This is a genomic window from Paenarthrobacter sp. PH39-S1 (genome assembly GCF_030063245.1).
Lineage (GTDB): Bacteria > Actinomycetota > Actinomycetes > Actinomycetales > Micrococcaceae > Arthrobacter_M.
In genome coordinates this window covers 39,959-59,313 of the sequence record NZ_JASISR010000009.1, presented here as the reverse complement: position 1 = coordinate 59,313, position 19,355 = coordinate 39,959, and the positions used below count along the sequence as shown (strand labels likewise).

22 protein-coding genes are annotated in these 19,355 nt (G+C 65.2%); 4 read left to right on the top strand and 18 right to left on the bottom strand.

Going from position 1 to position 19,355, the window contains the following annotated elements:
* Window positions 1-26 precede the first annotated feature (26 nt).
* The 3 genes from QMG52_RS07815 to QMG52_RS07805 are packed head-to-tail and all read right to left on the bottom strand — an operon-like array spanning window position 27 to window position 2,000.
* Complete coding sequence (locus QMG52_RS07815; RefSeq protein ID WP_283559857.1) at window positions 27-875, bottom strand: OmpA/MotB family protein; 849 nt, start codon at window positions 873-875, stop codon at window positions 27-29.
* Entirely contained in the window at window positions 872-1,693 is an 822-nt protein-coding gene (locus tag QMG52_RS07810; RefSeq protein ID WP_283559856.1) for a motility protein A, read from the bottom strand. Before QMG52_RS07810 ends, QMG52_RS07815 begins: the two co-directional genes overlap by 4 nt.
* 4 nt (window positions 1,694-1,697) lie before the next feature.
* Window positions 1,698-2,000 (bottom strand): flagellar FlbD family protein, encoded by a 303-nt coding sequence (locus QMG52_RS07805; RefSeq protein ID WP_283559855.1) that lies wholly within the window; start codon window positions 1,998-2,000, stop codon window positions 1,698-1,700.
* Window positions 2,001-2,189: 189 nt separating this feature from the next.
* On the opposite strand from QMG52_RS07805, the gene QMG52_RS07800 reads away from it, so the two are divergent.
* Window positions 2,190-2,372, top strand: coding sequence for a hypothetical protein (locus QMG52_RS07800; RefSeq protein ID WP_283559854.1), 183 nt, complete (start codon window positions 2,190-2,192; stop codon window positions 2,370-2,372).
* Window positions 2,373-2,375: 3 nt separating this feature from the next.
* Complete coding sequence (locus tag QMG52_RS07795; protein ID WP_283559853.1) at window positions 2,376-3,170, top strand: hypothetical protein; 795 nt, start codon at window positions 2,376-2,378, stop codon at window positions 3,168-3,170.
* On the opposite strand, the gene QMG52_RS07790 is transcribed toward QMG52_RS07795, so the two are convergent.
* The 13 genes from QMG52_RS07790 to QMG52_RS07730 form a co-directional block, all read right to left on the bottom strand.
* Window positions 3,139-4,074: an IPT/TIG domain-containing protein gene (locus QMG52_RS07790; protein WP_283559852.1), complete on the bottom strand. Its 936-nt coding sequence runs from the start codon at window positions 4,072-4,074 to the stop codon at window positions 3,139-3,141. The genes QMG52_RS07795 and QMG52_RS07790 overlap by 32 nt on opposite strands.
* 105 nt (window positions 4,075-4,179) lie before the next feature.
* Complete coding sequence (locus QMG52_RS07785) at window positions 4,180-4,641, bottom strand: hypothetical protein (RefSeq protein WP_283559851.1); 462 nt, start codon at window positions 4,639-4,641, stop codon at window positions 4,180-4,182.
* Window positions 4,638-5,231: a phage tail protein gene (locus tag QMG52_RS07780; protein WP_283559850.1), complete on the bottom strand. Its 594-nt coding sequence runs from the start codon at window positions 5,229-5,231 to the stop codon at window positions 4,638-4,640. The genes QMG52_RS07785 and QMG52_RS07780 overlap by 4 nt, the downstream gene beginning before the upstream one ends.
* Window positions 5,224-7,803, bottom strand: a complete 2,580-nt coding sequence (locus tag QMG52_RS07775) for a baseplate J/gp47 family protein (protein WP_283559849.1) — start codon at window positions 7,801-7,803, stop codon at window positions 5,224-5,226. The genes QMG52_RS07780 and QMG52_RS07775 overlap by 8 nt, the downstream gene beginning before the upstream one ends.
* Window positions 7,800-8,234, bottom strand: coding sequence for a GPW/gp25 family protein (locus QMG52_RS07770; protein WP_283559848.1), 435 nt, complete (start codon window positions 8,232-8,234; stop codon window positions 7,800-7,802). Before QMG52_RS07770 ends, QMG52_RS07775 begins: the two co-directional genes overlap by 4 nt.
* Window positions 8,231-8,569, bottom strand: coding sequence for a hypothetical protein (locus QMG52_RS07765; protein ID WP_283559847.1), 339 nt, complete (start codon window positions 8,567-8,569; stop codon window positions 8,231-8,233). The genes QMG52_RS07770 and QMG52_RS07765 overlap by 4 nt, the downstream gene beginning before the upstream one ends.
* Window positions 8,566-10,080: a phage baseplate assembly protein V gene (locus tag QMG52_RS07760; protein WP_283559846.1), complete on the bottom strand. Its 1,515-nt coding sequence runs from the start codon at window positions 10,078-10,080 to the stop codon at window positions 8,566-8,568. The genes QMG52_RS07765 and QMG52_RS07760 overlap by 4 nt, the downstream gene beginning before the upstream one ends.
* Entirely contained in the window at window positions 10,077-10,844 is a 768-nt protein-coding gene (locus tag QMG52_RS07755; protein WP_283559845.1) for a CIS tube protein, read from the bottom strand. The genes QMG52_RS07760 and QMG52_RS07755 overlap by 4 nt, the downstream gene beginning before the upstream one ends.
* A 1-nt stretch (window position 10,845) precedes the next feature.
* Window positions 10,846-12,135, bottom strand: a complete 1,290-nt coding sequence (locus QMG52_RS07750; protein WP_283559844.1) for a hypothetical protein — start codon at window positions 12,133-12,135, stop codon at window positions 10,846-10,848.
* Complete coding sequence (locus tag QMG52_RS07745) at window positions 12,095-12,580, bottom strand: phage tail protein (RefSeq protein WP_283559843.1); 486 nt, start codon at window positions 12,578-12,580, stop codon at window positions 12,095-12,097. The genes QMG52_RS07750 and QMG52_RS07745 overlap by 41 nt, the downstream gene beginning before the upstream one ends.
* Before the next feature lies 1 nt (window position 12,581).
* A complete protein-coding gene (locus QMG52_RS07740) occupies window positions 12,582-13,964 on the bottom strand; it encodes a phage tail sheath family protein (RefSeq protein ID WP_283559842.1) in 1,383 nt (460 codons plus the stop codon).
* 12 nt (window positions 13,965-13,976) lie between these two features.
* On the bottom strand, window positions 13,977-14,612 hold the full coding sequence (locus QMG52_RS07735; RefSeq protein WP_283559841.1) for a hypothetical protein: 636 nt from the start codon (window positions 14,610-14,612) through the stop codon (window positions 13,977-13,979).
* Window positions 14,613-14,706: 94 nt separating this feature from the next.
* The gene (locus tag QMG52_RS07730; protein ID WP_283559840.1) at window positions 14,707-15,681 is read right to left on the bottom strand and encodes an Ig-like domain-containing protein; all 975 of its coding nucleotides are present in this window, start codon (window positions 15,679-15,681) and stop codon (window positions 14,707-14,709) included.
* A 211-nt stretch (window positions 15,682-15,892) separates the two neighbouring features.
* On the opposite strand from QMG52_RS07730, the gene QMG52_RS07725 reads away from it, so the two are divergent.
* Both QMG52_RS07725 and QMG52_RS07720 read left to right on the top strand, forming a co-directional pair.
* Window positions 15,893-16,609: a sigma factor-like helix-turn-helix DNA-binding protein gene (locus QMG52_RS07725; protein WP_283559839.1), complete on the top strand. Its 717-nt coding sequence runs from the start codon at window positions 15,893-15,895 to the stop codon at window positions 16,607-16,609.
* Window positions 16,581-17,603 carry an Ig-like domain-containing protein gene (locus QMG52_RS07720; RefSeq protein ID WP_283559838.1) on the top strand — a complete coding sequence of 341 codons (1,023 nt, stop codon included), beginning with the start codon at window positions 16,581-16,583 and terminating at the stop codon, window positions 17,601-17,603. The genes QMG52_RS07725 and QMG52_RS07720 overlap by 29 nt, the downstream gene beginning before the upstream one ends.
* A 61-nt stretch (window positions 17,604-17,664) precedes the next feature.
* On the opposite strand, the gene QMG52_RS07715 is transcribed toward QMG52_RS07720, so the two are convergent.
* Window positions 17,665-18,837, bottom strand: coding sequence for a flagellar hook protein FlgE (locus QMG52_RS07715; protein WP_283559837.1), 1,173 nt, complete (start codon window positions 18,835-18,837; stop codon window positions 17,665-17,667).
* A gap of 80 nt (window positions 18,838-18,917) precedes the next feature.
* Entirely contained in the window at window positions 18,918-19,346 is a 429-nt protein-coding gene (locus QMG52_RS07710) for a flagellar hook assembly protein FlgD (protein ID WP_283559836.1), read from the bottom strand.
* Window positions 19,347-19,355 lie beyond the last annotated feature (9 nt).

Genomic DNA, 19,355 nt, shown 5'->3' with positions numbered 1-19,355 from the left:
GAACCTCTTCTGCCGGCAGCCGGCGCTCACTGTCCGCCGGCCTTGAGGACCTGAGGAATCAGCGAGCGCACGCTCTCGGGCTGGTCCGAAAGCACCACGATATCCACCCGGCGGTTCTTGGCCAGATCGTCGGCGCTGTTCGTCGCCCCCACCGGCCGGGCCGCCCCAAAGCTGACCGCGGCCATCCGGGTCTGGGATATACCATCCGCCTCGATCAGATGCCGGACGACGTTGGTGGCCCGGGCTGCGGAGATTTCCCAGTACTGCGGATTGGGAATCGACTCCGGCACCAGCGCTGCGTTTCCCTCCACCGAGACATCCAACGACACCTCTGCCAGGACCGGGGCAATCGCATCCAAGACGGCGGTCGTAGGTCTGGTCAGTCGGGCATCATCGGGCATAAAGAATGTCTCCGAACTCACCAGTCGGACGGTGAGGCCGCGCTCGTCGATTTTGAACTTCACGGCAGCAGTCATGCCAATGGCCGCAAGGTTGGCCTCCATCTTGTCCCGCAGGGCTGTCAGCCGCGCGACTTCCTTCTGGGCCAATTCCTTCTGGACGGATTCCGGTGGGGCCACGTTCGTTTGGATCACCGCCGGATCGGCAAAGCCTTCGGCTTCCGAATTGATCTTGTCCGGCGGGACCACGACGCCGGTGGCGGTGTCAACCTTGGTGGTCTGTTCGACGCCGAAGCCGGTGGCGAGGGAATTCTTCAGCCTCTCGAATTTGTTGGAATCCACCGTGGACATGGCGTACAGGACGATGAACATGCACATCAGGACGGTGACCATATCCATATAGGAAGCCATCCACCGTTCGTCGGCGTGCTGTACCGCCGGCTTCCCGAAGTTCCGCCGGCGCGGACGTGCGCTCACGCCGCTTCCTTTTCCTTGCTCTTGGGACTCTTAGGTCCGCTGGCGCCCTTCAATGCGGAGCCGGTCTTCAGATCATGGGCGGGGACCATGGCCCGCAGCCGTTCGCGCAGCAGCAGCGGCTGACTGCCGGCCTGGACGGCCAGGACACCTTCCATCAGCAGCACCATCCGCTCCACCTCCAGCTCCGAAATCCGGGCCATTCTGCTGCCGATCGGCAGCCAGATGAAGTTGGCCGACAGCAGCCCCCACAACGTGGCGACGAACGCGCTGGCGATCATCGGTCCCAGCTTGTCCGGGCTGCTGAGATTCTCCAGCACGTGGGTCAGCGAAACGACCGTACCGATGATGCCGACGGTCGGGGCATACCCGCCGAGACTGTTGAAGAACTTGGCGGCGCCATGATCGGTCTTGATTTTCGTACCGACCTCGTCTTCGAGCATCATCCGCAGTTCATCGCCATCCGTGCCGTCGGCGATGTTCTGCAGGGCGCCGCGCAGGAAGGGATCGCTGACCTTGGCGGCCTCCTGTTCCAGGGCGAGCAGGCCTTCGCTTCTGGCCGTCTCCGCCAGCTTGACCACCTGGTCAATGCTTTCCGTCGGCGGCGTGGTCTTGCCCTTGATGGCACGGGGCAGCGCCTTCGCAGCCTGCATGACGTCCTTGAAGGTGGAGCCGGCAAGCCCGACGGCGAGGGTCCCGCCAAAGACCAGGATCATCGGCGGAGGCAGGAGCAGGGACTGAATATGGGCGCCCTCGAGGGTGACCATGCCGAACAGGGCGCCAAAGGCGAGGGCCAGGCCAATAAGTGTTGACGGGTCCATGGAGTTACCTTGCTGGTGGTAGCGGGACGGTATTGCCGGGCCGCTCGCTGCCGGGATCAGAGGGCGGAACAATCGTTAGGGTGCGGCCGCCGTGCTGCGCCACCGCTGCGGGGGCATGGCGCGCCAGACTGATGACATAGGCACGGTACCGAGCGATCAGTTCGATGACTTCGGCCAGCGGCTCGGTGACAATATACTTGGCACCGTCCGCCATCACCAAGGTGGTGTCCGGGTTGGCATGGATACGCTCGATGAGGTCAGGGTTGATCGCAAATTCGCGGTTATCCAGCCGGGTCACTACGATCATCGGTTCATCCTCGCCTCGTCAGACCCTACGGGGCCGTCGCAAGCTACTGTCGGCAGTCCCCGGCGTTTTGTTAGCTGCCGGGGACTGCAACTTGCCTGACATATTCCCAACGGTTTTCCTCCTGATCCCGCCGTTTGGGGCTAAAATGCGGAGGTAGGCAGTTCGGGTTTTCATCCCGTGGAGGGCACCATGGTCAGCTTATTTTCCAGAGGCCGGATCTCTTGGATTCTCGCGATTGTTGTTGGCATCATTGTCCTAATTATCGGCATCGCCACCAATACGGTGTTCCTTATCGTCGTCGGAATCGCTCTGATAATTCTCGGCGGCATCTTTCTCGCTCTCTCCTACGGCACGCGCGGACAAACGGATTAGGCAGTGCCTGCCGCCGGTGATTTGCGTCGGCCGTTTTTCGTTGTCGCTGTCCTGATGGTCGTCCTGATCGTCCTGGCCGAGGTGGGTCTGTCTTTCTGGCTGGGCAATAACGGGGCCGCAGGATCAGCCGCTGATGGTGCGATGGATCTAGGGGTTCCGCCGGGCGTGGCTGCGGCAAGCACCGAAGGCAGTTCCGAGCCGCCCGGGGCGGGAATCGGATTTCTCGCCCTGCTGGACGGGCTCCTGCTCTTTACGTTGCTGATGCTCGGCCTGAGTCTGATTGTTCCACTGCGGACGTACGGCAGGGTCCAGGGGGTCGTCACTCTCATAGTGAGCCTGCTGTGGTTGCTGATGTGCGTCCTTTTGGTCCTGCTCGCCGTGGTCAAGTTGCTGTTGATGATTGGCTTGTTCGTGGCCGCACCCTTTGGCACACTCGCATACCTCGCCATCTGGGGAGGATTCCCCACCGGGGCCGCGGCAGCGGTGCTGGCACTCATATTGGTTCTGAAAGTCGTCTTCGGCGTTTCCCTCGTGCTCTCACAACCGCGTTTCCTTCGGGTCAAAGGCCTGGTGATTCTCGTCGCCGTATCCGTCGTGCTGCAGCTGGTATTGGGCCTCATCCACGGATTTCTTCCAGGACCCGTGGTGGCGATCGGAGATCAGTTCTGGGCCATCGTTATAGGTATTGTCGCCCTGATCTGGGCGCTCACCATGCTGATCGGCTCAATTCCCGCGATCGTTAACGCCATCCGGGTCAGCGGTTCGGTCACTGACCAAGCTTCTGCAGCTGGTCAATGATTGCCCCGTCCAGCTTGGGATTGAAGATTTTGCCCGGCTCCGGATCGATCACCGGTCCGCCGGGGTCGCGCATGACCTTCCAGTCCTGAATCTGCACGTTCACACATTCTTTCGGATTCAAGCATCGGCCGGTGCCGCCCGTCGGCTCAGCGGTGTATTCGAACAAAGATGCTCCAACCAGCTGATCGCCGCTGCGGACTTCCAGCAGCACCTTCCCAGCCTGTGTTGCCTGCCGTGTCGTGAAGGAGAACTGAGTGTCACTGACGCGCGCCGCCGGAATGCTGACTCCGCCCAGGGTAACCACCGTGGGCTCCTTAAATCGGCCGATCAGCTGCACCACCGTTCCGCCGCTGACGCTCCCTTGCGCCGGCTGCAACGATGCCAACTGCAGCTGTTGCGCAGCAGGAGTTTGTGCGGTCGTCGAAGGGGCCGGCTGGGCCCCCTGCCGTCCTGCCCCGCGTGCCACAAAGAACCAAACGGCACCGACGCCGAGGATGAGGACGACGATGGCTGCTGCCACGGGGACCCAGGGGAACTTCTTTTTGGGCTTGACGGGCACGGCGGCAATCACAAGCTGGACCACCGCAGCCAATTCTGCATAATCCTCAGGGGCATCATCGGCGGAATAGGGAATGAGTTTGATTGAGTAGGTTCCCGGAGCCGCTCCGCCGGTATCAAAATTGACTTCGTATTGTGCCGTAGCACCTGACGCGATGGTTCGCAGCGGTTCTTCGATCGTGGTCCAGGACCGGGAATCCACCGGAGGAACTTCCGCGCCGGGGAACGCTCCAAGGACGACTCGCTCGGGTGCCGCTGATGTGTTTGTCACGGATGCCGTCAGGGCACCCTTGCCGTCTTGTAGGGAAACGTTGGGAGAGCTGAGGGTCATTGAGAGGCTTTTCATGGCGTCCTCCTATAGCCGGTGCCACCGATGCACAAGTACAGTGTGCACGCTGCCCGGTGCCTTGACCATACGACGAACGGGGTTCCTTTCCTCACTCCAGGCACCTCACGTGAGAGAAAGCACGCAGGGCAGAGGGGCGCAAAACACGGTGAGCGTGCCGCCGGATTTACCGAAGGTCAGTTTGGCATCCTGGCTGGCCTGAAGGTTCTGCGAAACCGAAGTACCCTCGATCTGCATTGAAAGTTGGGCAGTACCCGCAATCACCAACAACGTCGCTCGCTTGGTAGGAGGGCCAAGATCAAAGGAACCACCGAACTTGTCCACAGCGAAAGTGCACAACCCGACCACCGTAAATTGATGGTCGGTGAACGAACAGGACCCGGCAGTGAGGCGCAGATCGGCTGGCCGTAGGGCTGCTGCCGTACGGATTCCGGATAGGTACTCCTGCCAACTCCTGCTTCCAGTCGAATCGCGGCCACCGAAGCCAATGCCCAGCCCCAGTACGAGAATCGCGACGGCGGCACATACCACGGCGATGAGAATGGGCTTGCGGTTCCTCTCGCTCACGGCACCTTCTCCTCCGTTCCGGTGCCGATCCGCGGTCGTGTGGAAGGCCGGACCGGCGCGTCGGCTTCGGCGCCTCGCGTGTCCATTAGCAGAACCTCGTCAGTAACGTGAGCGGGCTTAATGCCCCGAACGATCCGCCGGACAATTTCAAGCTGATCCGCCGCCGCCGCAGGAACCCGCACCCGGACATGGAACGCGCCCGGCTCGTCCTCGATCTGAAATCCCGTAACGCCGGTCGCGAGCCGGAGAAATCGCTGCAGGCCGCCAAGGGTGCCACGGCGTGCGGACAAATCAGCGGCGTTGGCGATGAGGTCCCGCTGCCGGGAGGTCGGAACCCCCAGGGCAGGACCGGCTGCGGACTCGCGGTCCGGCAGTGTCAGCCAGTCCAGATCCACCCAGCGGGAAAGGTAGGGAATGAGCTCCTCCGGGGCGCGAAAAGGGTCAATCACCCGATCGATGCCTTGCAGCACCTCCAGAACCGGGCGGTGCATTTCGCCGGCCACGGAGGTCAGCGCCCGCAGCGGCACGCTGGACGATGCGCTGACCCGGAATACCTCGGGCAGCACGCGAAGCAGCGGATCCTCAGTCATGGGCCCGCCTCACTGCAACCTGATGGGCGCCGGAGCAAAAGAGCCAGGTTTCCGGGAGGGTGACCACATCGGAGACCACCCTGGAGCTGCAGGTGTGCCACGTGTCCGCTGTGTCCTCGGAGCGGTAGACACCTCGCGGGCCGGCTGCGAGCACGAGCACCGTGCCGTCGTCGCGAACCGCCCCGGAAACGGAACGGACGGGATCAAAGCGGGCCCGGTCCCGTAGCGGGAGACCGCAATTGACGTCGCGCTGGTCCCAGGCCGGCTGCCCTCCCCCCAGCTGCAGCCGCAGCACTCCCCCGCTCTGCGTGGCGGCATACGCGGAGTCCCCCACGATATGAATGCCCCAGCAGCTGCCGCCGCCCCATCCCTGGCTGAACTGCTCCCACGATTCCAGTAGGGAATCATCAAAGCTGGTCCGTGCCAGTTCGTCGATTTTCAACCGGGCACAGCCCGTACCGCTGCCCTCCGGCACCGAACGACCAAGCCAGAGAAAGGTCGCGGGGCCGTCGTACTGCACCGCCAGGCACCGCACGTCTTCGCCGGCGGCCCTGATCCGGTGGAAGGTCTCCGGGGCTCCCCCGTCGGGTGAGAGCCAGATCCCCGCCGAGGCCTCGGCGGCGACAACAACGCCCGTCCGGCCACGGATATCGACAAAGGAATCCACCGCATAAAATCCGCAGTCCGGCTGGGCCGGGTCAACAACGTTCTGCACGGGCACGGAGCCCTCGGTGTCGTTCAACTCATAGATGCCCTTCTCCCCCGCCAGGAGAAGCACGGGGCGCCCGGCGCGGTCCACCCAGGCAAGGTCGGCCAGCGGAAAGCCGAGTTCGGCCACCCGCCGCCAGCTCTCACCCAGGTCGTCGCTGACGTACACGCGGGAACCCTGCTCGATCGTCGTGGCCACCGCGACCATCCCCGGATGTGAGGTCTCCAGCGAACGGCCCGGCCCGGCGGTGTGAAAGGGCGCGATGGAGCGGACCGACTCATCGGTGAATTCCGCGCAGGCCTCCCAGCCATCGCCCGCGTTCGTGGTCCGAAAGAGCGTGCCGTTCCGGGCCACAAACCAAGTGGAGTCCTGCCCTTCGGCCTGGGCCAGGCCCACCGCGTCGGTCTCGGGCACCTTGTCGAGCCGGAGACGCACCGACTCGACATACTGGACGCCGGGCTCGGCTTCCTCCATGGCGCGGTAGAGGTTTGACACGCGCAGGGCCTTGCCGAATCCCGAGCCATATCCGCCGGTGCCCACCGGCAGTGGATTGATGAACTCAGACAGCCGGCGGACAATGCGGCTCCGAACGGCGTCGGCGTCTTCATCCTGCCGGATGACGATGATGGCTTCAACCAAAACCTCCTTGTACAGGCCCCAGCGGACAATGGGCCTGGCGCCGATGGTGGCACGCTCCTGCAGGTACCGTTCCACCTCCAGCCGCACATCCTCGCGCTGCTGAGCGGCCAGTTGTTCAACGTCGACCCGCCCGTCCGGCCGGTCGTTGAGCGGCATCTGCGGAACGAGCACGACCTCGACCTCCCCCGGGCTGGCGAACGCCCACACCTCGCGCCGGGTAAAGGCACGGGTCCGCGCCACCGCGCCGTTGCGCGCCGCCAGAAGCTCATAATCCCGTGCCGTCACCGCGCGGTCGCGGGATTGAAAATCCTGCGGCGCGCGGCGCAGCGCGTCCTGCAGCACCTCGGCGTCCCGGCCGCCGCTGGCCGGCTGCGGATTGTTCACGTGCAGGCCGGAGATCTGGGTGCGCAGGACGGTCAGTTGCCCGGCGGCGACGTTTCCCCGCTCGCCGCCACCGCCGAGGTACCAGGCCCGCACCGCGGCCCCCGGCGCCGGCGCCCCGGGCGGATCGGGGTCCGGGCCGTTCCACCAGGCAAAGGTGACAGTGCCGGAGGTTCGGTCAACCCGCACGGCCATCTCGCCGGGCTGAGCGTCAGCGAACGCCTCCACCTCCCGGCAGTACCGGAAGGCGACGCCGCCGACCAGTACCGCTTCGCCGCTGGCAAGCCGGGTACCGGAAGGCACCTCAACGGCGATGGCCAGCCCGGGGCCGGACACCGCCGGGACGGTGGGAAGGGCAAAGGTCTGTCCGGGCCGGCCGGTCCCCACCCCGAGCAGGACGGCGTCGTGGAGTGCCACGTCTGCGGCGGGAATCTCCACCGACTGGGCATCCGCGGCCAGGACGCCGTCCGTCGTCGTCGTAAAGACAGGCTGCGGGGTACCGGGCAGGCCCGGCACGCAGCTCACTTGGGTTCCCCGCGGAATCCGGATCTCCGGGCCGCCCGTGGAACTGCGCGTGAAAACAAGTCTGGATTCGGCGGCACTGGGCGCACGGAGGGCGGTGCCCAGAAGATTGAGGTAGACCGCATACAGTTTGTCCGGCACCCGGTTGAGCCGATACATGAGCATGTCAGTGAGGTGGGCGAACGCTTCGACCAGCACCATCCCCGGGTCGTGCACCGACAGGTCCGTCCATTCCGGATCGATCTGTCGTATCCGCTCGCGTGCGCTCTCAACGAGATCCGCGAAGGAACGGTCATCCAGGTTGGGCACGGGAATGCTCACGGTACACCTCGGATCTCAACCGGGACGGCGACGGCGATTTCGTCCTCCTGTCCGGACGCGCGCACCCGGTAGCGCAAGCGCACCTCCAAGAGGGCGGGGTCCTCGGGCGCTTGGGCTGCATCGAGCGAAAGTACGGCAATGCGCTTTTCCCAGCGTTCGACGGCGCGGGCCACATAGTGAATGGCAAGGCCGGCCGTGGTGTCGTCATTCGGGGCAAAGGCCAGCCGGAACAGGTAACACCCGTATTCGGGCCGGTTGACCCGCTCCCCCGGCCTGGTGCTCAGCAGCAACAGAACAGCCTGCCGGATCGAGGCGGCGTCACTGACCGTCGCGAGCCGGCCGCCGGGGGCTACCCGAAGGCCGGCAGGACCAAACGCGGCATCGAAGTCCGGATGATTCAGCGCCAGCGCACGGTAGCGGGGGAGGCTCATGACGGCGCCGCCGCCAACTGCTGGCCGGCGGAACGCACCGTGTATTTGACCGCTCCCGGCGGTGTGCCGTCGGTATAGCCCTGGACGGAGTCGAGGCAGATGGCGTGCCGGTCGATGCGGATAAAGGTCGAATAGCCGGTCTGGACGACCAGGGTCGAGGTGCACGGTTTAATGTTGATGCCGACGTTGGGGCACATCCGGATGGTTCGGCCTTGCGGATCGTGCTCGACCAGCACGGGTGAGCCGGTGATGCGGACCCAGCTCTGCGACGGCACATTGGCGACGCTGCCATCGTGGCCGCACCGGATGACTCCCCGCTCGATTAGGATCTTCATGTCGCCTCCTCAAAGTCAACAGACTTGGCCCGAATCCGGATCGCGTGCCCGGGTGCCTCCAGGATCAGGTCAGTGGCCGCCGTGATCTTCAGCAGATCGGGTCCGAGATCGACGAGCGAGCCGTGGCCGTCGGCCAGCCGGATACCGTGCGCCGTCCCGTCGAGGACGATCTGCTGGCCGTCGGCGGTCCGCACGGTATACCTGCTCCCCCTGCCCCCGGCGACGTCGGCGTCCGGGAGACGTTCAGTTCCGTACAGCCCGCCGAGCACGACGGCGTCGTCCGGATTGGCGGCGACCAGCAGGACCAGCACCGTGTCGCCCTCGTCCGGCAGGACGACGGAGCCCTTGCCGGGACCGGCGCCCATGACCAATACCGGCGCCCAGCCGCTGACCAGGTCCGGATACGCCGGAAATTTCATCTTCAGGCGGCCGCGCTGCCCGGGATCCTCGACGTCGGTCACGACGCCCAGTGTCATGACGTCCGCTCCGCGCTGACGGGGCGGAGGCGGAGGTGCGGTAGATAGCGTTGTCTCATAGCCGCCGTCGCCGATCGTATGCACGGCGCAGCAGACGGTGTAGGTGCCCTCGAAGGACGCAGCGACGCCGGCGACGCGCACTCTTCTGCCCGCCTGCAGCGCGGGATCCCCTTCCGCAACAAAATGGCCGGTGACTTCGCCGGCGGCCCGCACATCGAGATCAGCCTGCGCCAGTGCCGAGGCCAGCGCATCGTCGTCGAGCGCCTCGTTGGAACGCAGCAAGGTGCCGCCACCGCTTACGCTTTGGGGTGCGGGGTCCGCCCGGACGGCGGCGCGCGCCCGCGCACTTTCGGCGCGGCCAGCGAGGCCGGCCGCGCTTCCGGGACTCCACCCGACCGTGCTGGCGCTGCGAAAGGACGGCTCCTGGCTGACCTCCAGTTCGGCGGAATGCAGACTCGTGCCGAGCTCCAGATCGATCGGATCGCCGTGCCCGGCAAGGTCGATCAGGCGCAGAGTGGATTGGTCAACGATCGGATATAGTCCCAGCCTGGCGCTGGTTTCGACCAGCAGGTCCAGATCGGACCGGGAGCACTGATAAATATCACCGATCTGGATCCCTCCACCCACCACCTGCAGACCTGTGCCCTCACACAGCTTCGCTGCGAGGTCCCCGAGATCACCGGCCTCGTGCCGCCGGGTGTAGTGCCGTTTGCGCAGCCGGTGCAGCGCGTCGTAAGCGCGCACCCGCAGTTCCTGCAGGCGGCCGGAACCGTAACTGTGCTCCACGACGGTCACCTCGCCGACAAAGAGCGGCCCGCGGTGGCCGCCCACCTCCAGGCGGAAGGCGTCGCCGGGTGCAGGATCGACCCGGTGCGTGGGACGCACATCGGTGAACTGCCAGGTCGCGATGCACTGCCTGGGCTGCGCCAGGGCCGAGCGCACCTGAATCGCCGTCAACGAAGCCATCTCGGCAGCGGATAATCGCCGTCGTCCCAAGGTGACGGTCAGCTCCGGCAGGCCCTGGATCGGTTTCACGGCGTCTGGCCGACGGGAGGAACGGCAAGGGGTCCGCTGAAGCGGGATGGGTCGTCAATATTGTTGTATTCGAGCAATAGCTTCCACAGCAGGGGCGTGCCGAAGGCCCGCCAGGAAAGAATGCCCAGCTCAACCGCCGGCACGGGCGGCATGGACGGCACGGATTCCCCGCCCGGCTCCGCCGGCTGGAGGCCTTCATCAGTTCCATCCCCCAGAACCTGCAGGGAATCCACGGGCGGGGCGGTCAGATCCACCGGGGGCAGGCGCTGGGCCAGCTCATAATTCTCCCCGCCCTCCTCATCGGCGCTCTGCCCCACGCGCACGAACACCAGCCGCATCCATGAACGCAGCGGAGAGCCGTCGGAGGCGAACCTGTCGAACCGCTCCGCCACCTCCGTCACGATGCCGGGAACATTCCAGGCCCGTCCCCAAACGAAGCGCACGGACGGCGGCCGCCGCTGGTGCTCCACCTCGGTCGAATTCTCTGCCAGGCTCCAGATCGGCCGGGTCATCTGCCTGACGTCGGTCACGGGCAGATGCGCGGGGGCCAGATCGACGTCAAAGACGAGATCGAGCCGCAGTTCGGTATGCCCGCCGCCGGTAAAGAGCAGCGGATCATCGGCCAGGCCGGCGCCGGCCAGCCTGCCCCCGGATGTCCGGCGCGGCTCAACGCCGGCGGTCCGCGACATGATCACGGTCTCGGGGTTGAGCAGCGCACCGAGGTGTTCCCCGGTGTCCTCGATTAAGAACGCGATCCGTTCCATGTCACACCGCAGCCTGCTCCGCCGCCAGCCGGCACGCTCTTTCCAGGGCGCGGTCCAAGGCAGGGTCGACGGCGACCTGCCGGAGTTCTGCAGTGACGGGCAGCCGGGCGCCTAGCAGCTCAGGCCAAGGTGCCGCGATAAGGGTACCGGTCGCTCCGCCGGGAGGATCAAGCGGTGATGTTGCTGCCGATCCTAACGGGGACACGGGCTGGCGGGCCGATGACTCATCCGATTGCCGGTGTCCCTTCCGCTCCGGGGCCGGGGCCATGTTCCCGGTCGGTGCAGCCGGCCCACCCGCACCCTTCCGCCGCTTCGATGCGGTTTCGCCGCCCCGTTCAGCTTCGCCGCCCCGTTCAGCTTCGCCGCCCCGTTCAGCTTCACCGTCCCGTTCAGTGCTCCGGACCAGGAGCACCGGCGGTGTGGCAGGTTCCCCGGGAAGCACCGGAGGGTTGGTTTTCCAAGCCCTGAAGTCCGGATCCAGCGCCGAAGATGGCAATCCGGGCACCGATCGGACAACAACGGACGTCAACCGCCGGCCCGTCTGAGCAGCGGCCACCGGCGGCGGCACCATGCGATCGCCCGCACCGCCCGCAGCCCGCCGGACGGACCCCGCCGTCCCGCAGTCCCGCACCGCATCGGGCTGATTCCCGCTGCCCTGATTCCCGCTGCCCTGACCCTGCACCGGCCGCGAACCGGATGACACTCCGCTGAGGTCATTGGCGGAGCCTGATTCCGATTGGCCGCGCTGTCCGCGGATCCGAGCGCGGTCCGCCCCGCTTTCGCTCCTTGGCGGGGAGTCAGCGGGCGCCCGGCGTTCAGGTCCCGCCAAACGGAGCCGGCCTCCCGGGCTCCTGACGGGCCAACGCCTCCCCGATTTCCGCGCATCGGCAGGGTCACGGAATCCCGGGTCAACCGAGGTGCCCGCCGGGGCCGGTTCCGCAACCTCCGAGGCAAATTCACTCCACATCCCGGACGAAGGATCCGCCGCTTGCTGGGCTCCGGCGTTGACCCCGTCCTGCTCCAATCGGGCGTCCCGGAGCCGCCGGGAACCCGGTGGCAGAATTCCTCCGTCCTCAAGCATCTGGATCCAATGCGGTGGTGCGCCACGAAGGTCAATATCATCTGGAAGGTCAAGATCATGTGGCAGAGCCGACCCATCGCCGCGCCATGCTCCGCCCTCCCGAGGAGCCGGGGACCCGCCGTCGGGATCCAGGGCGGAGGCCACGGTGCGCAGCAGGGCACCCACGCGCTTAGCCAACCGCGCCGGCATCATCCAGCTCCAGCCGGTCATAGGCCAGCGTCATGTGCTCGATGGCGAGGCCGCTGCCGAGCGCCTTAAGGGACGGGCTGCGCCAGTTGCACGGCCAGGCGCGCACCAGGTTCCACCGCCGCACCTCAGCGGTTCCTGCCTCGTTGAGCAGGACGATCGACACATTCCGCCGGTCCACCTCCCCTGAAACGGCCTTGAAGAGCCAGCGCCACATTTCCCGGGATTCTGTCAGACCGTATCTTAAGGTCACCGGCGGATATTCCACCGGCCCCATCAACGTGGTCACCGTCGCCCTGTCGGTCCCCTCCCGGTGCAGGATCCGCGGGATGTTGATCTCAAAGGGATCGACTCTGGTGAAGTGCCCCTGGACGACTCCCTGGATGACAAGCTTAAAGTTGTATTGCCGATAGGGGTCCACAATATTGCCGGGTTGCGCTGCTGGCGCCGCGGCCGGTTGCTCGGACATGTTAAGCTCCTGCGTTCTCGATTTCGGTGACGTCCGCCGACTGCATCAGCTTGAAAATGACGAACTCGGCCGGCTTAACGGGCGCTATGCCGATGTAGGTCACCACCTGGCCAGCCTCACGCACGTCCGGGGGGTTCGACTCCGCGTCGCATTTGACGAAAAACGCTTCCTGGGGAGTCCGTCCCAGCAAGGCGCCGTCTCTCCAGACCCCGGTGAGAAAGGCGCTGATGTTAAAGTGAATGGTGCGCCAAAGGGTGAAGTCATTGGGCTCGAAGACGCACCAGCGGGTGCCGTCCGCGATGGACTCCTTAATCATGTTCGTCAGCCGCCGGACCGGAATGTAGCGGTACGGATTCGCCTCCGGGGCGCGGGTGCGGGTACCCCAAATCAGGGTTCCTTCATTGGGGAAGTAGCGAATGCAGTTAATCCCGGCCGGATTGAGCACCTCTTGCTCTCCGCGGCTGACGCGGCGGACCAGACTCAACGCTCCACGGATGGGCTCATTCGCCGGGGCTTTATGCACGCCGCGGCTGCCGTCCACGCGGGCCCAGACCCCCGCGACGTGGCCCGACGGCGGCTGGCTCACCAGCTTCCCGGTCACAACGTCCTTCACCCGCAGCCAAGGGTAGTAGGCGGCCGCGTAACCGTCAGGCGACTGCGGCGGTCCCAGCGCCAGTTCGACGGCGGACGGGCCGCGGCTTGGCGGCGAGGGCGCTGCGCTGACGGAGCCGGCGCGGTCTGCCCCGCTCCCCTCGGAACCGGCGCGGTCTGCTCCGCTCCCCTCGGAACCGGCAGCTGCGGCACCGCTCCCTTCGGAATCGGTGCGGTCGCCCCTTCCCGGAGCGCCGTCCGCCTGTTGTGGTACTGACGGTTTCACGCCGTCCTGGTCCCCGGCCGTCGCCACTCTGGTCAGCGCCGAAACGTCGTCGACCGTTTCGACGGTATCCAGGATCGCCATCCGGTCCTGGCGCAGCGGGTGCTCGCAGTGTCCGATCAGCGCGGCGTAGGCCTCGGCGTCGGCGTAGCCGGGCGCCGCCACCATGGAGATGTCGTCGATGGCCTCCAGCAGCCGCAGGCCGGTCGGTTTGGCTGAGGTTCCGGTGAGGCTGCCGTCCGTACCGATGTTGACGACGTAGCAGCGGCCGCCGCCTTCATCGAAGAAGCCGAAAACGGCGTTGGCCAGCGCTGTGCCCGTCGTCGCATTTCCGACATAAATATCGGCGAACTGAGTGTAGTTGTCAATGACCACTGCCTCATCCAGGCGCGCCGTTGGGTTGGGGGCCACTCCAACGAACGCGGCGATGCTGGTGTTGACGCGTCCTATGGTGCGCGCGCCGCTTGGAACTTCCTGGACATAGACGCCCGGGGCCAGGTAGTTGGGCATGACGTGCTCCTTTCAATCCCATCGAAGAGTGACGGGAAGCGTTTCTGCGTTCGCCGTAAACTGCCGGGAAATTTCGTTGAACTCAACGGTGAATTGCTGCAGCAGATCGGGCGTGGAGAGCATCTGGAACCTTCCCAGCGGATCACACGCCACGGCCGGGCCCGAAGTTCCCGTACGAACATAGGCGCCGCCGAGGCCCTTGCCGCCCGGTCCGACGACGACGCCGGTGAGGTGGCGGCCCACCGACGTCTTGATCTGCAGCGGCTCCCGAACCGGGGGGCCCTGCGGCTCGTCCAGGCGGAGGGAGACCGGCACATGGACCAGAAAGCCGATTCCCGGCGTCGACGGGATCTGGTCAGTCCTCTCGAGCGGGCCGGTGGAATAACGGCTACCCCGTTCCACCGCGGTGATTAACTGCTCGAGATTGTCCAGCCTGCGGGGACCGGTGCTGAGTACAGCGACCGCCAGGTCCAAGTCCAATACCGGCCCGTCGCGGCGCGACCGTCCGATCCGGTCGAGGGAGAGGATCCGGACGGCTATCGGCGCCGGATCCTCCGAATTGTCCTCCTCAAGGCGAACCTTTTCCGGGTCAACGGCAGATGAAAGCAAATCCACGAGAGTTGACAAGGCAACTTGCACGGCACTCACGTCTGCACCTCTTCAGCAGGCACCCCGGATGGGGATGAAGCCCAGAGTACTCCGAACAGGTGGCTCCGTCACGGAAAACACCCACTTCCTGTTGTCAGAAGGGGAGAATGAATTGAACGAAGATATTTGCGGCGCCCTGGATCCCATCCCGGGAGGCAGTGACGGTGGAAGGTCCGAAAGAGACGGCGGTAACGACGCCGGTGTCATCGACTTGGGCACTGGAGGGATTATTAGACTGCCAGGTCACCGTGGTCAGTGGTTGCGTCGACCCGTCGCTGAAGATCCCGAACGCCTTCAGCTTCACCCTGTTGCCCAAGTTCAAGGTCGCGGAGGCCGGCGTGATGGTGATATTTGTGAGCACAGCAGGGACGGAAGCTGTGGCATTGCCCTCGATGCCGTCCTGGGATGCCGTGATGAGTGCGCTGCCGGGGGCGCGGGCGGTCACCTTCCCGGTCGAATCGACCTCGACGATGCCCGCGTCAGCGGAACGCCACGCCGGCGCAAGAGGCTTCGTGGAACCATCACTGAAGGAACCTGCGGCAGTGAGTTGCTGCGTGCCTCCGACCGGCACTGTCACCGCGGCCGGATTGACGGTAACAGCTGTCAGCTTGGGGGTGGCGGGCCGGGTCAGGAAGAAGACGACGGCGGCCCCGATCACGAGTACGAGGGCTGCGCCAGCTATCACAATCCACCACGGAAACTTCTTCGGCGGCACCACCGGCTGCGGCTCAACGACGAGCGAGATGACGTGGCCCTGATCGCTGTATTCCTCCGGCGCCTCATCAGCTGAATAGGCGATGAGTTTCACCGGGTACGTGCCAGGTGCTGCACCCGTCGTGTCAAACTCGACCAGGTATTGCTCTATGCTGACGGCCGGGATCGTGCGCAGCGGCCGACCGATGGTTGTCCACGTTGCAGACTGGGCTGCTGCCCCTTCGCTGCCCGGGAAGGCACCCAGCACGACGCGCTGCGGAGCTGCTGATCCGTTGCTGACGGACGCGGTCAGGGAGGCTTTCCCGTTGACGAGCTTGACGTCGGGGGAACTGAGGGTCATCGTGATGTCTTTCATCGTCGTCCTCCGACTGCCGAAATAGAACCCTGTGGAACCTAGATTAGGTCTTTCCCTCCGAACTGGCGATCGGCACAGGTTCACCGGACAGTTTCAGGCACCGGTGCAGCCCTATGCAGCCTTGCTCCGCGGAACTATGATGTCCGTGTAGCTCGCTCATACCGCGTGGAAGTCCCAACAAAGCCTGTACGAGCTGAACGGGGAACGTACCATGTGCGATGTTCCGAAACGGCGACTTCGGCAGAGCCTGCGACCCGCACGGGTCCTCATTGCGGTGCTGGCACTTGCGGTGATTGTGGCCGGCTGGCAGATTCCCAATTCTTTTGGCCTCGTCCCTGTTGGACTTGGCCTTGGCGCCATTCTGGTCGCGATTCTGCTTCCCGCCATTCACGAGGTGGAGTTCGGATTTCCCTCCGGAGTGAAAATCCGGGCGGCCCTGCAGAACCGCGAGGAGGACTTTCGCCGTGCCTTCGTCAGCCAGCAGGGAGATCTGGAATTATGCACGCAACTGCTGTGCGATGACCCGTCGGTCGCCTCCCAATTACTCAAGTCGGCATGGGCCAAAACCGCCTCTGCCTGGCGCGGCCCGGTTACTCCCGAAACCCGCGTCTATACGCTGTGCCTCTTCGTGCAGCTGCTCGCAGCGCACCGAAAGTGGTTGGCAGCGCCGTCGGATCCGCCGCCCTCAGAGCCGCCGCGGGCGGCGCAGCCAGGACAATCGGTAAGTCGGCGGACTTACCTGTCCCACGAGGACAGGGTCGTCGTCGTCCTGCATGAATTTGCCGAGCTCCCCTTGGCTCAGATCGCAGGGATCACAGGCGTCTCATTGGCCGAAGCCCGAACGGCACTTACCCGGGCTGAGGCAGTGCTGGACGGTACGGATGCTGGGAGGGACCCTCGTGAACGGCCTTCAACGGCAACGCCTTGAGTCCTTGGCCGCCGACCGATCGGCAGCATATCCGGCAGACGTGGAAGGCGCCCTGCAGCATGGCATGCGTCGCCTCTGGCACCGCACGCTGCTCACTTACGCGGCGGGTGTGGGTGCCGTCGTGGTGCTCGCCAGCGCCCTGTTCATGTTGCACCCGGCGGGTGAGGATGCGCTGCGTTTGTCAGGCATCACCGTCCAAGCCGGCTCGACGTCGCTGCAGCCGCAATCATCGGAGCAGCTTACGGCCGAAGGAAAGTACAGTGACGGTTCCACGCAGTCCCTCACCGGCGCTGTGAGGTGGGCATCCGAGCAGGCCGACATTGCCGCCGTCGACGGTAACGGGCGGGTCGTCGCCGCGGCACCCGGAACAACTACCATTACGGCGTCTAAGGACGATGTCGAGGGAAGCATCCTCCTGACCGTCCTGGACCAGCCCCCGGCAAAGCTTTCCAGCATTGAGGTCACCCCCGCGGCAGCAACCCTGCAAGCCGGGCAGACGCAGAAGTTGAGGGTCCGGGGCATTTACAGCGATGGTTCGACCCGGGACTTGACGATATCCGCCGGCTGGCAGTCCAGCGATTCCACTGTCGCCTCCGTTGACGGCGAGGGGCAGGTCACGGGGACGGCCCCGGGTGCCGCCGCTGTCACCGTCACGCAGGAGGGGCTCGAGGCCACTGCGCAGATCACGGTTTCCCCCGTCGTCGTCGCGGTCACCGTAACCGGCATCACTATTAACCCAGCCACAGCAACGCTGCAGACCGGACAGAAGCAGCAGTTCACCGCGGTCTTCACCCTCAGCGACGGATCCACCAGGCCCGCTCCCGCCCCCAGCTGGACGACGAGCAACAACAAAGTTGTCCAGATCGACGGCGCCGGGCTGGCCACCGCCGTCGGCCCCGGTTCCACCACGGCAACCGCCACCATCAGCGCGGCGCAGGACGGTTTCACCGGCACCGCCACGGTCAGCGTCACACCGGGCAATGTAATAGGCTAACGGCCCAACGTGACCTGATGGTTCAATTCATCTGCGCCGTGCACGGCAGACGGATTCGGCGTCAGCGCTTCAGATTTGTCAGTTCCTGGAGTACTTCATCGGAGGTGGTGATGATGCGGGCATTGGCCTGGAAGCCGCGCTGGGCCACAATCAGGTTGGTGAACTCCTGGGAGAGATCCACGTTCGACATCTCCAACGCGCCGCTGGTGAGCGTGCCGATACCGGCCGACCCGGCCGTGCCCACCGTCGCCGCACCGGAGTTGGAACTGACCTTGTAGGAGGAATTTCCGGCTTTTTCCAGGCCTCCCGGGTTGGTGAAGGTGGCCAGGGCGATCCTGCCGACGGGTTCCGTCACGCCGTTACTGAAGGAACCGACGATGGTCCCGTCCTTGCTCACCGAAAAGGTCTCCAGCGTGCCCGCGGCCCCGCCGTCGTCGGCCTTGGCGCTGATAGTGCTCAGCCCGGCAAACCCGGTGACGGTGGAAAGGTCCACCGGAATACCGCCGACGCTCACGCTGGCCCCGCTACCGGCAGCCTGCTTACCGTTGGTGAAGGTCAGCGTCGCGGAGGAGCCGTTGTCCCCGGCGGCCGTCCACCCGGCCGCGGTCCTGGTGAAGGACACGGCTGCGCTCGTGACTTTTCCGGATGCGTCGTAGACCTTAATGTCGCGGACCAGTGCAGCGGCCCCCGGGGCCGTCTCCGGCGGCAGATTTCCACTCGCCGTGGCTCTGGAGGTCGCCACCGCGGGCGCCAGCGTCTGCCCGGAGAGCACAATTTCCCCCACCTGGCCACCGGTGGGAATTGTCCCGTCCGCCGCCGCCGTCCAGCCCTGCAGAATACCGCCGTCGGCCGTTACCAGCCGGCCCTGCGCATCCGGGTTCAGCGCACCGGCACGCGTGTACAGCGTGTCCGCGCCCTGTTTGGTGACGAAGAAGCCGTCGCCGGAGATCATCATGTCCGTGGACTTGCCCGTGGACTGGGAGGACCCCTGCGCAAAGTTGGTGGAAATCCCGGCCATCTGCACGCCGAGACCCACCTGCGCGGCGTTGGTGCCGCCGTCGGCCAACTGCGGCGCCGAAGCACTCTTGGTGAGCTGGGAGAGCGTGTCCTGGAATTGCACCGAGGACGATTTGAAGCCCTGGGTGTTCACATTGGCGATGTTATTGCCGGTTACATCCAGCATGGTCTGGTGGGCGCGGAGCCCGGAGATACCGGAGTACAGGGAGCGAAGCACGGTGTTTTCCTTTCGGGAGGGACAAGCAGGCGCGAAGCATGGTGGAACTGCGGTGTTGCTGGAAAGCCGTTGGCTCTTTGTCAGCTTTTCGTGCTGACGCCGGAGACCGCGTCGAGGGGCATCGTCTTGCCGTCCACGGTGATCTGCGGAACCGGTCCCGCGTAGGAAACCGAGCTGGCAAGACCGGTCAGCGTGTCCCCGTCTTTGCCCGTGTAGGTGATCTGCTGACCCACCAACGCGGCGGACGCCATCCGCATCTGGAGCGAAAAGTTTTCCGTGCCGGTGGTTTCCATCGCGGTGAGTTTTTCCATCATGGCCAGTTGAGTGGTCTGGCCGATCATCTGATTGGTGTCCATCGGCGAGCTCGGATCCTGGTTCTGCAGCTGGGTCACCAGCAACGACATGAACATGGAGCCGTCCATCACCTGTTTCGGGGCCGTCGTCGGAGCGCTGGCGTAGAGGCTACTGCCGCTGCTGGCTGTGGTTGGGGTTACCGGGTCAATGGCCACGGGTGCTGC

What these genes read in the sequence shown, in the direction of transcription:
- QMG52_RS07810 (WP_283559856.1), bottom strand. Translation starts at nt 1,693, where the DNA reads ATGGACCCGTCAACACTTATTGGCCTGGCCCTCGCCTTTGGCGCCCTG.
- QMG52_RS07805 (WP_283559855.1), bottom strand. Translation starts at nt 2,000, where the DNA reads ATGATCGTAGTGACCCGGCTGGATAACCGCGAATTTGCGATCAACCCT.
- QMG52_RS07800 (WP_283559854.1), top strand. Translation starts at nt 2,190, where the DNA reads ATGGTCAGCTTATTTTCCAGAGGCCGGATCTCTTGGATTCTCGCGATT.
- QMG52_RS07790 (WP_283559852.1), bottom strand. Translation starts at nt 4,074, where the DNA reads ATGAAAAGCCTCTCAATGACCCTCAGCTCTCCCAACGTTTCCCTACAA.
- QMG52_RS07780 (WP_283559850.1), bottom strand. Translation starts at nt 5,231, where the DNA reads ATGACTGAGGATCCGCTGCTTCGCGTGCTGCCCGAGGTATTCCGGGTC.
- QMG52_RS07770 (WP_283559848.1), bottom strand. Translation starts at nt 8,234, where the DNA reads ATGAGCCTCCCCCGCTACCGTGCGCTGGCGCTGAATCATCCGGACTTC.
- QMG52_RS07765 (WP_283559847.1), bottom strand. Translation starts at nt 8,569, where the DNA reads ATGAAGATCCTAATCGAGCGGGGAGTCATCCGGTGCGGCCACGATGGC.
- QMG52_RS07755 (WP_283559845.1), bottom strand. Translation starts at nt 10,844, where the DNA reads ATGGAACGGATCGCGTTCTTAATCGAGGACACCGGGGAACACCTCGGT.
- QMG52_RS07750 (WP_283559844.1), bottom strand. Translation starts at nt 12,135, where the DNA reads ATGACCGGCTGGAGCTGGATGATGCCGGCGCGGTTGGCTAAGCGCGTG.
- QMG52_RS07745 (WP_283559843.1), bottom strand. Translation starts at nt 12,580, where the DNA reads ATGTCCGAGCAACCGGCCGCGGCGCCAGCAGCGCAACCCGGCAATATT.
- QMG52_RS07740 (WP_283559842.1), bottom strand. Translation starts at nt 13,964, where the DNA reads ATGCCCAACTACCTGGCCCCGGGCGTCTATGTCCAGGAAGTTCCAAGC.
- QMG52_RS07730 (WP_283559840.1), bottom strand. Translation starts at nt 15,681, where the DNA reads ATGAAAGACATCACGATGACCCTCAGTTCCCCCGACGTCAAGCTCGTC.
- QMG52_RS07725 (WP_283559839.1), top strand. Translation starts at nt 15,893, where the DNA reads ATGTGCGATGTTCCGAAACGGCGACTTCGGCAGAGCCTGCGACCCGCA.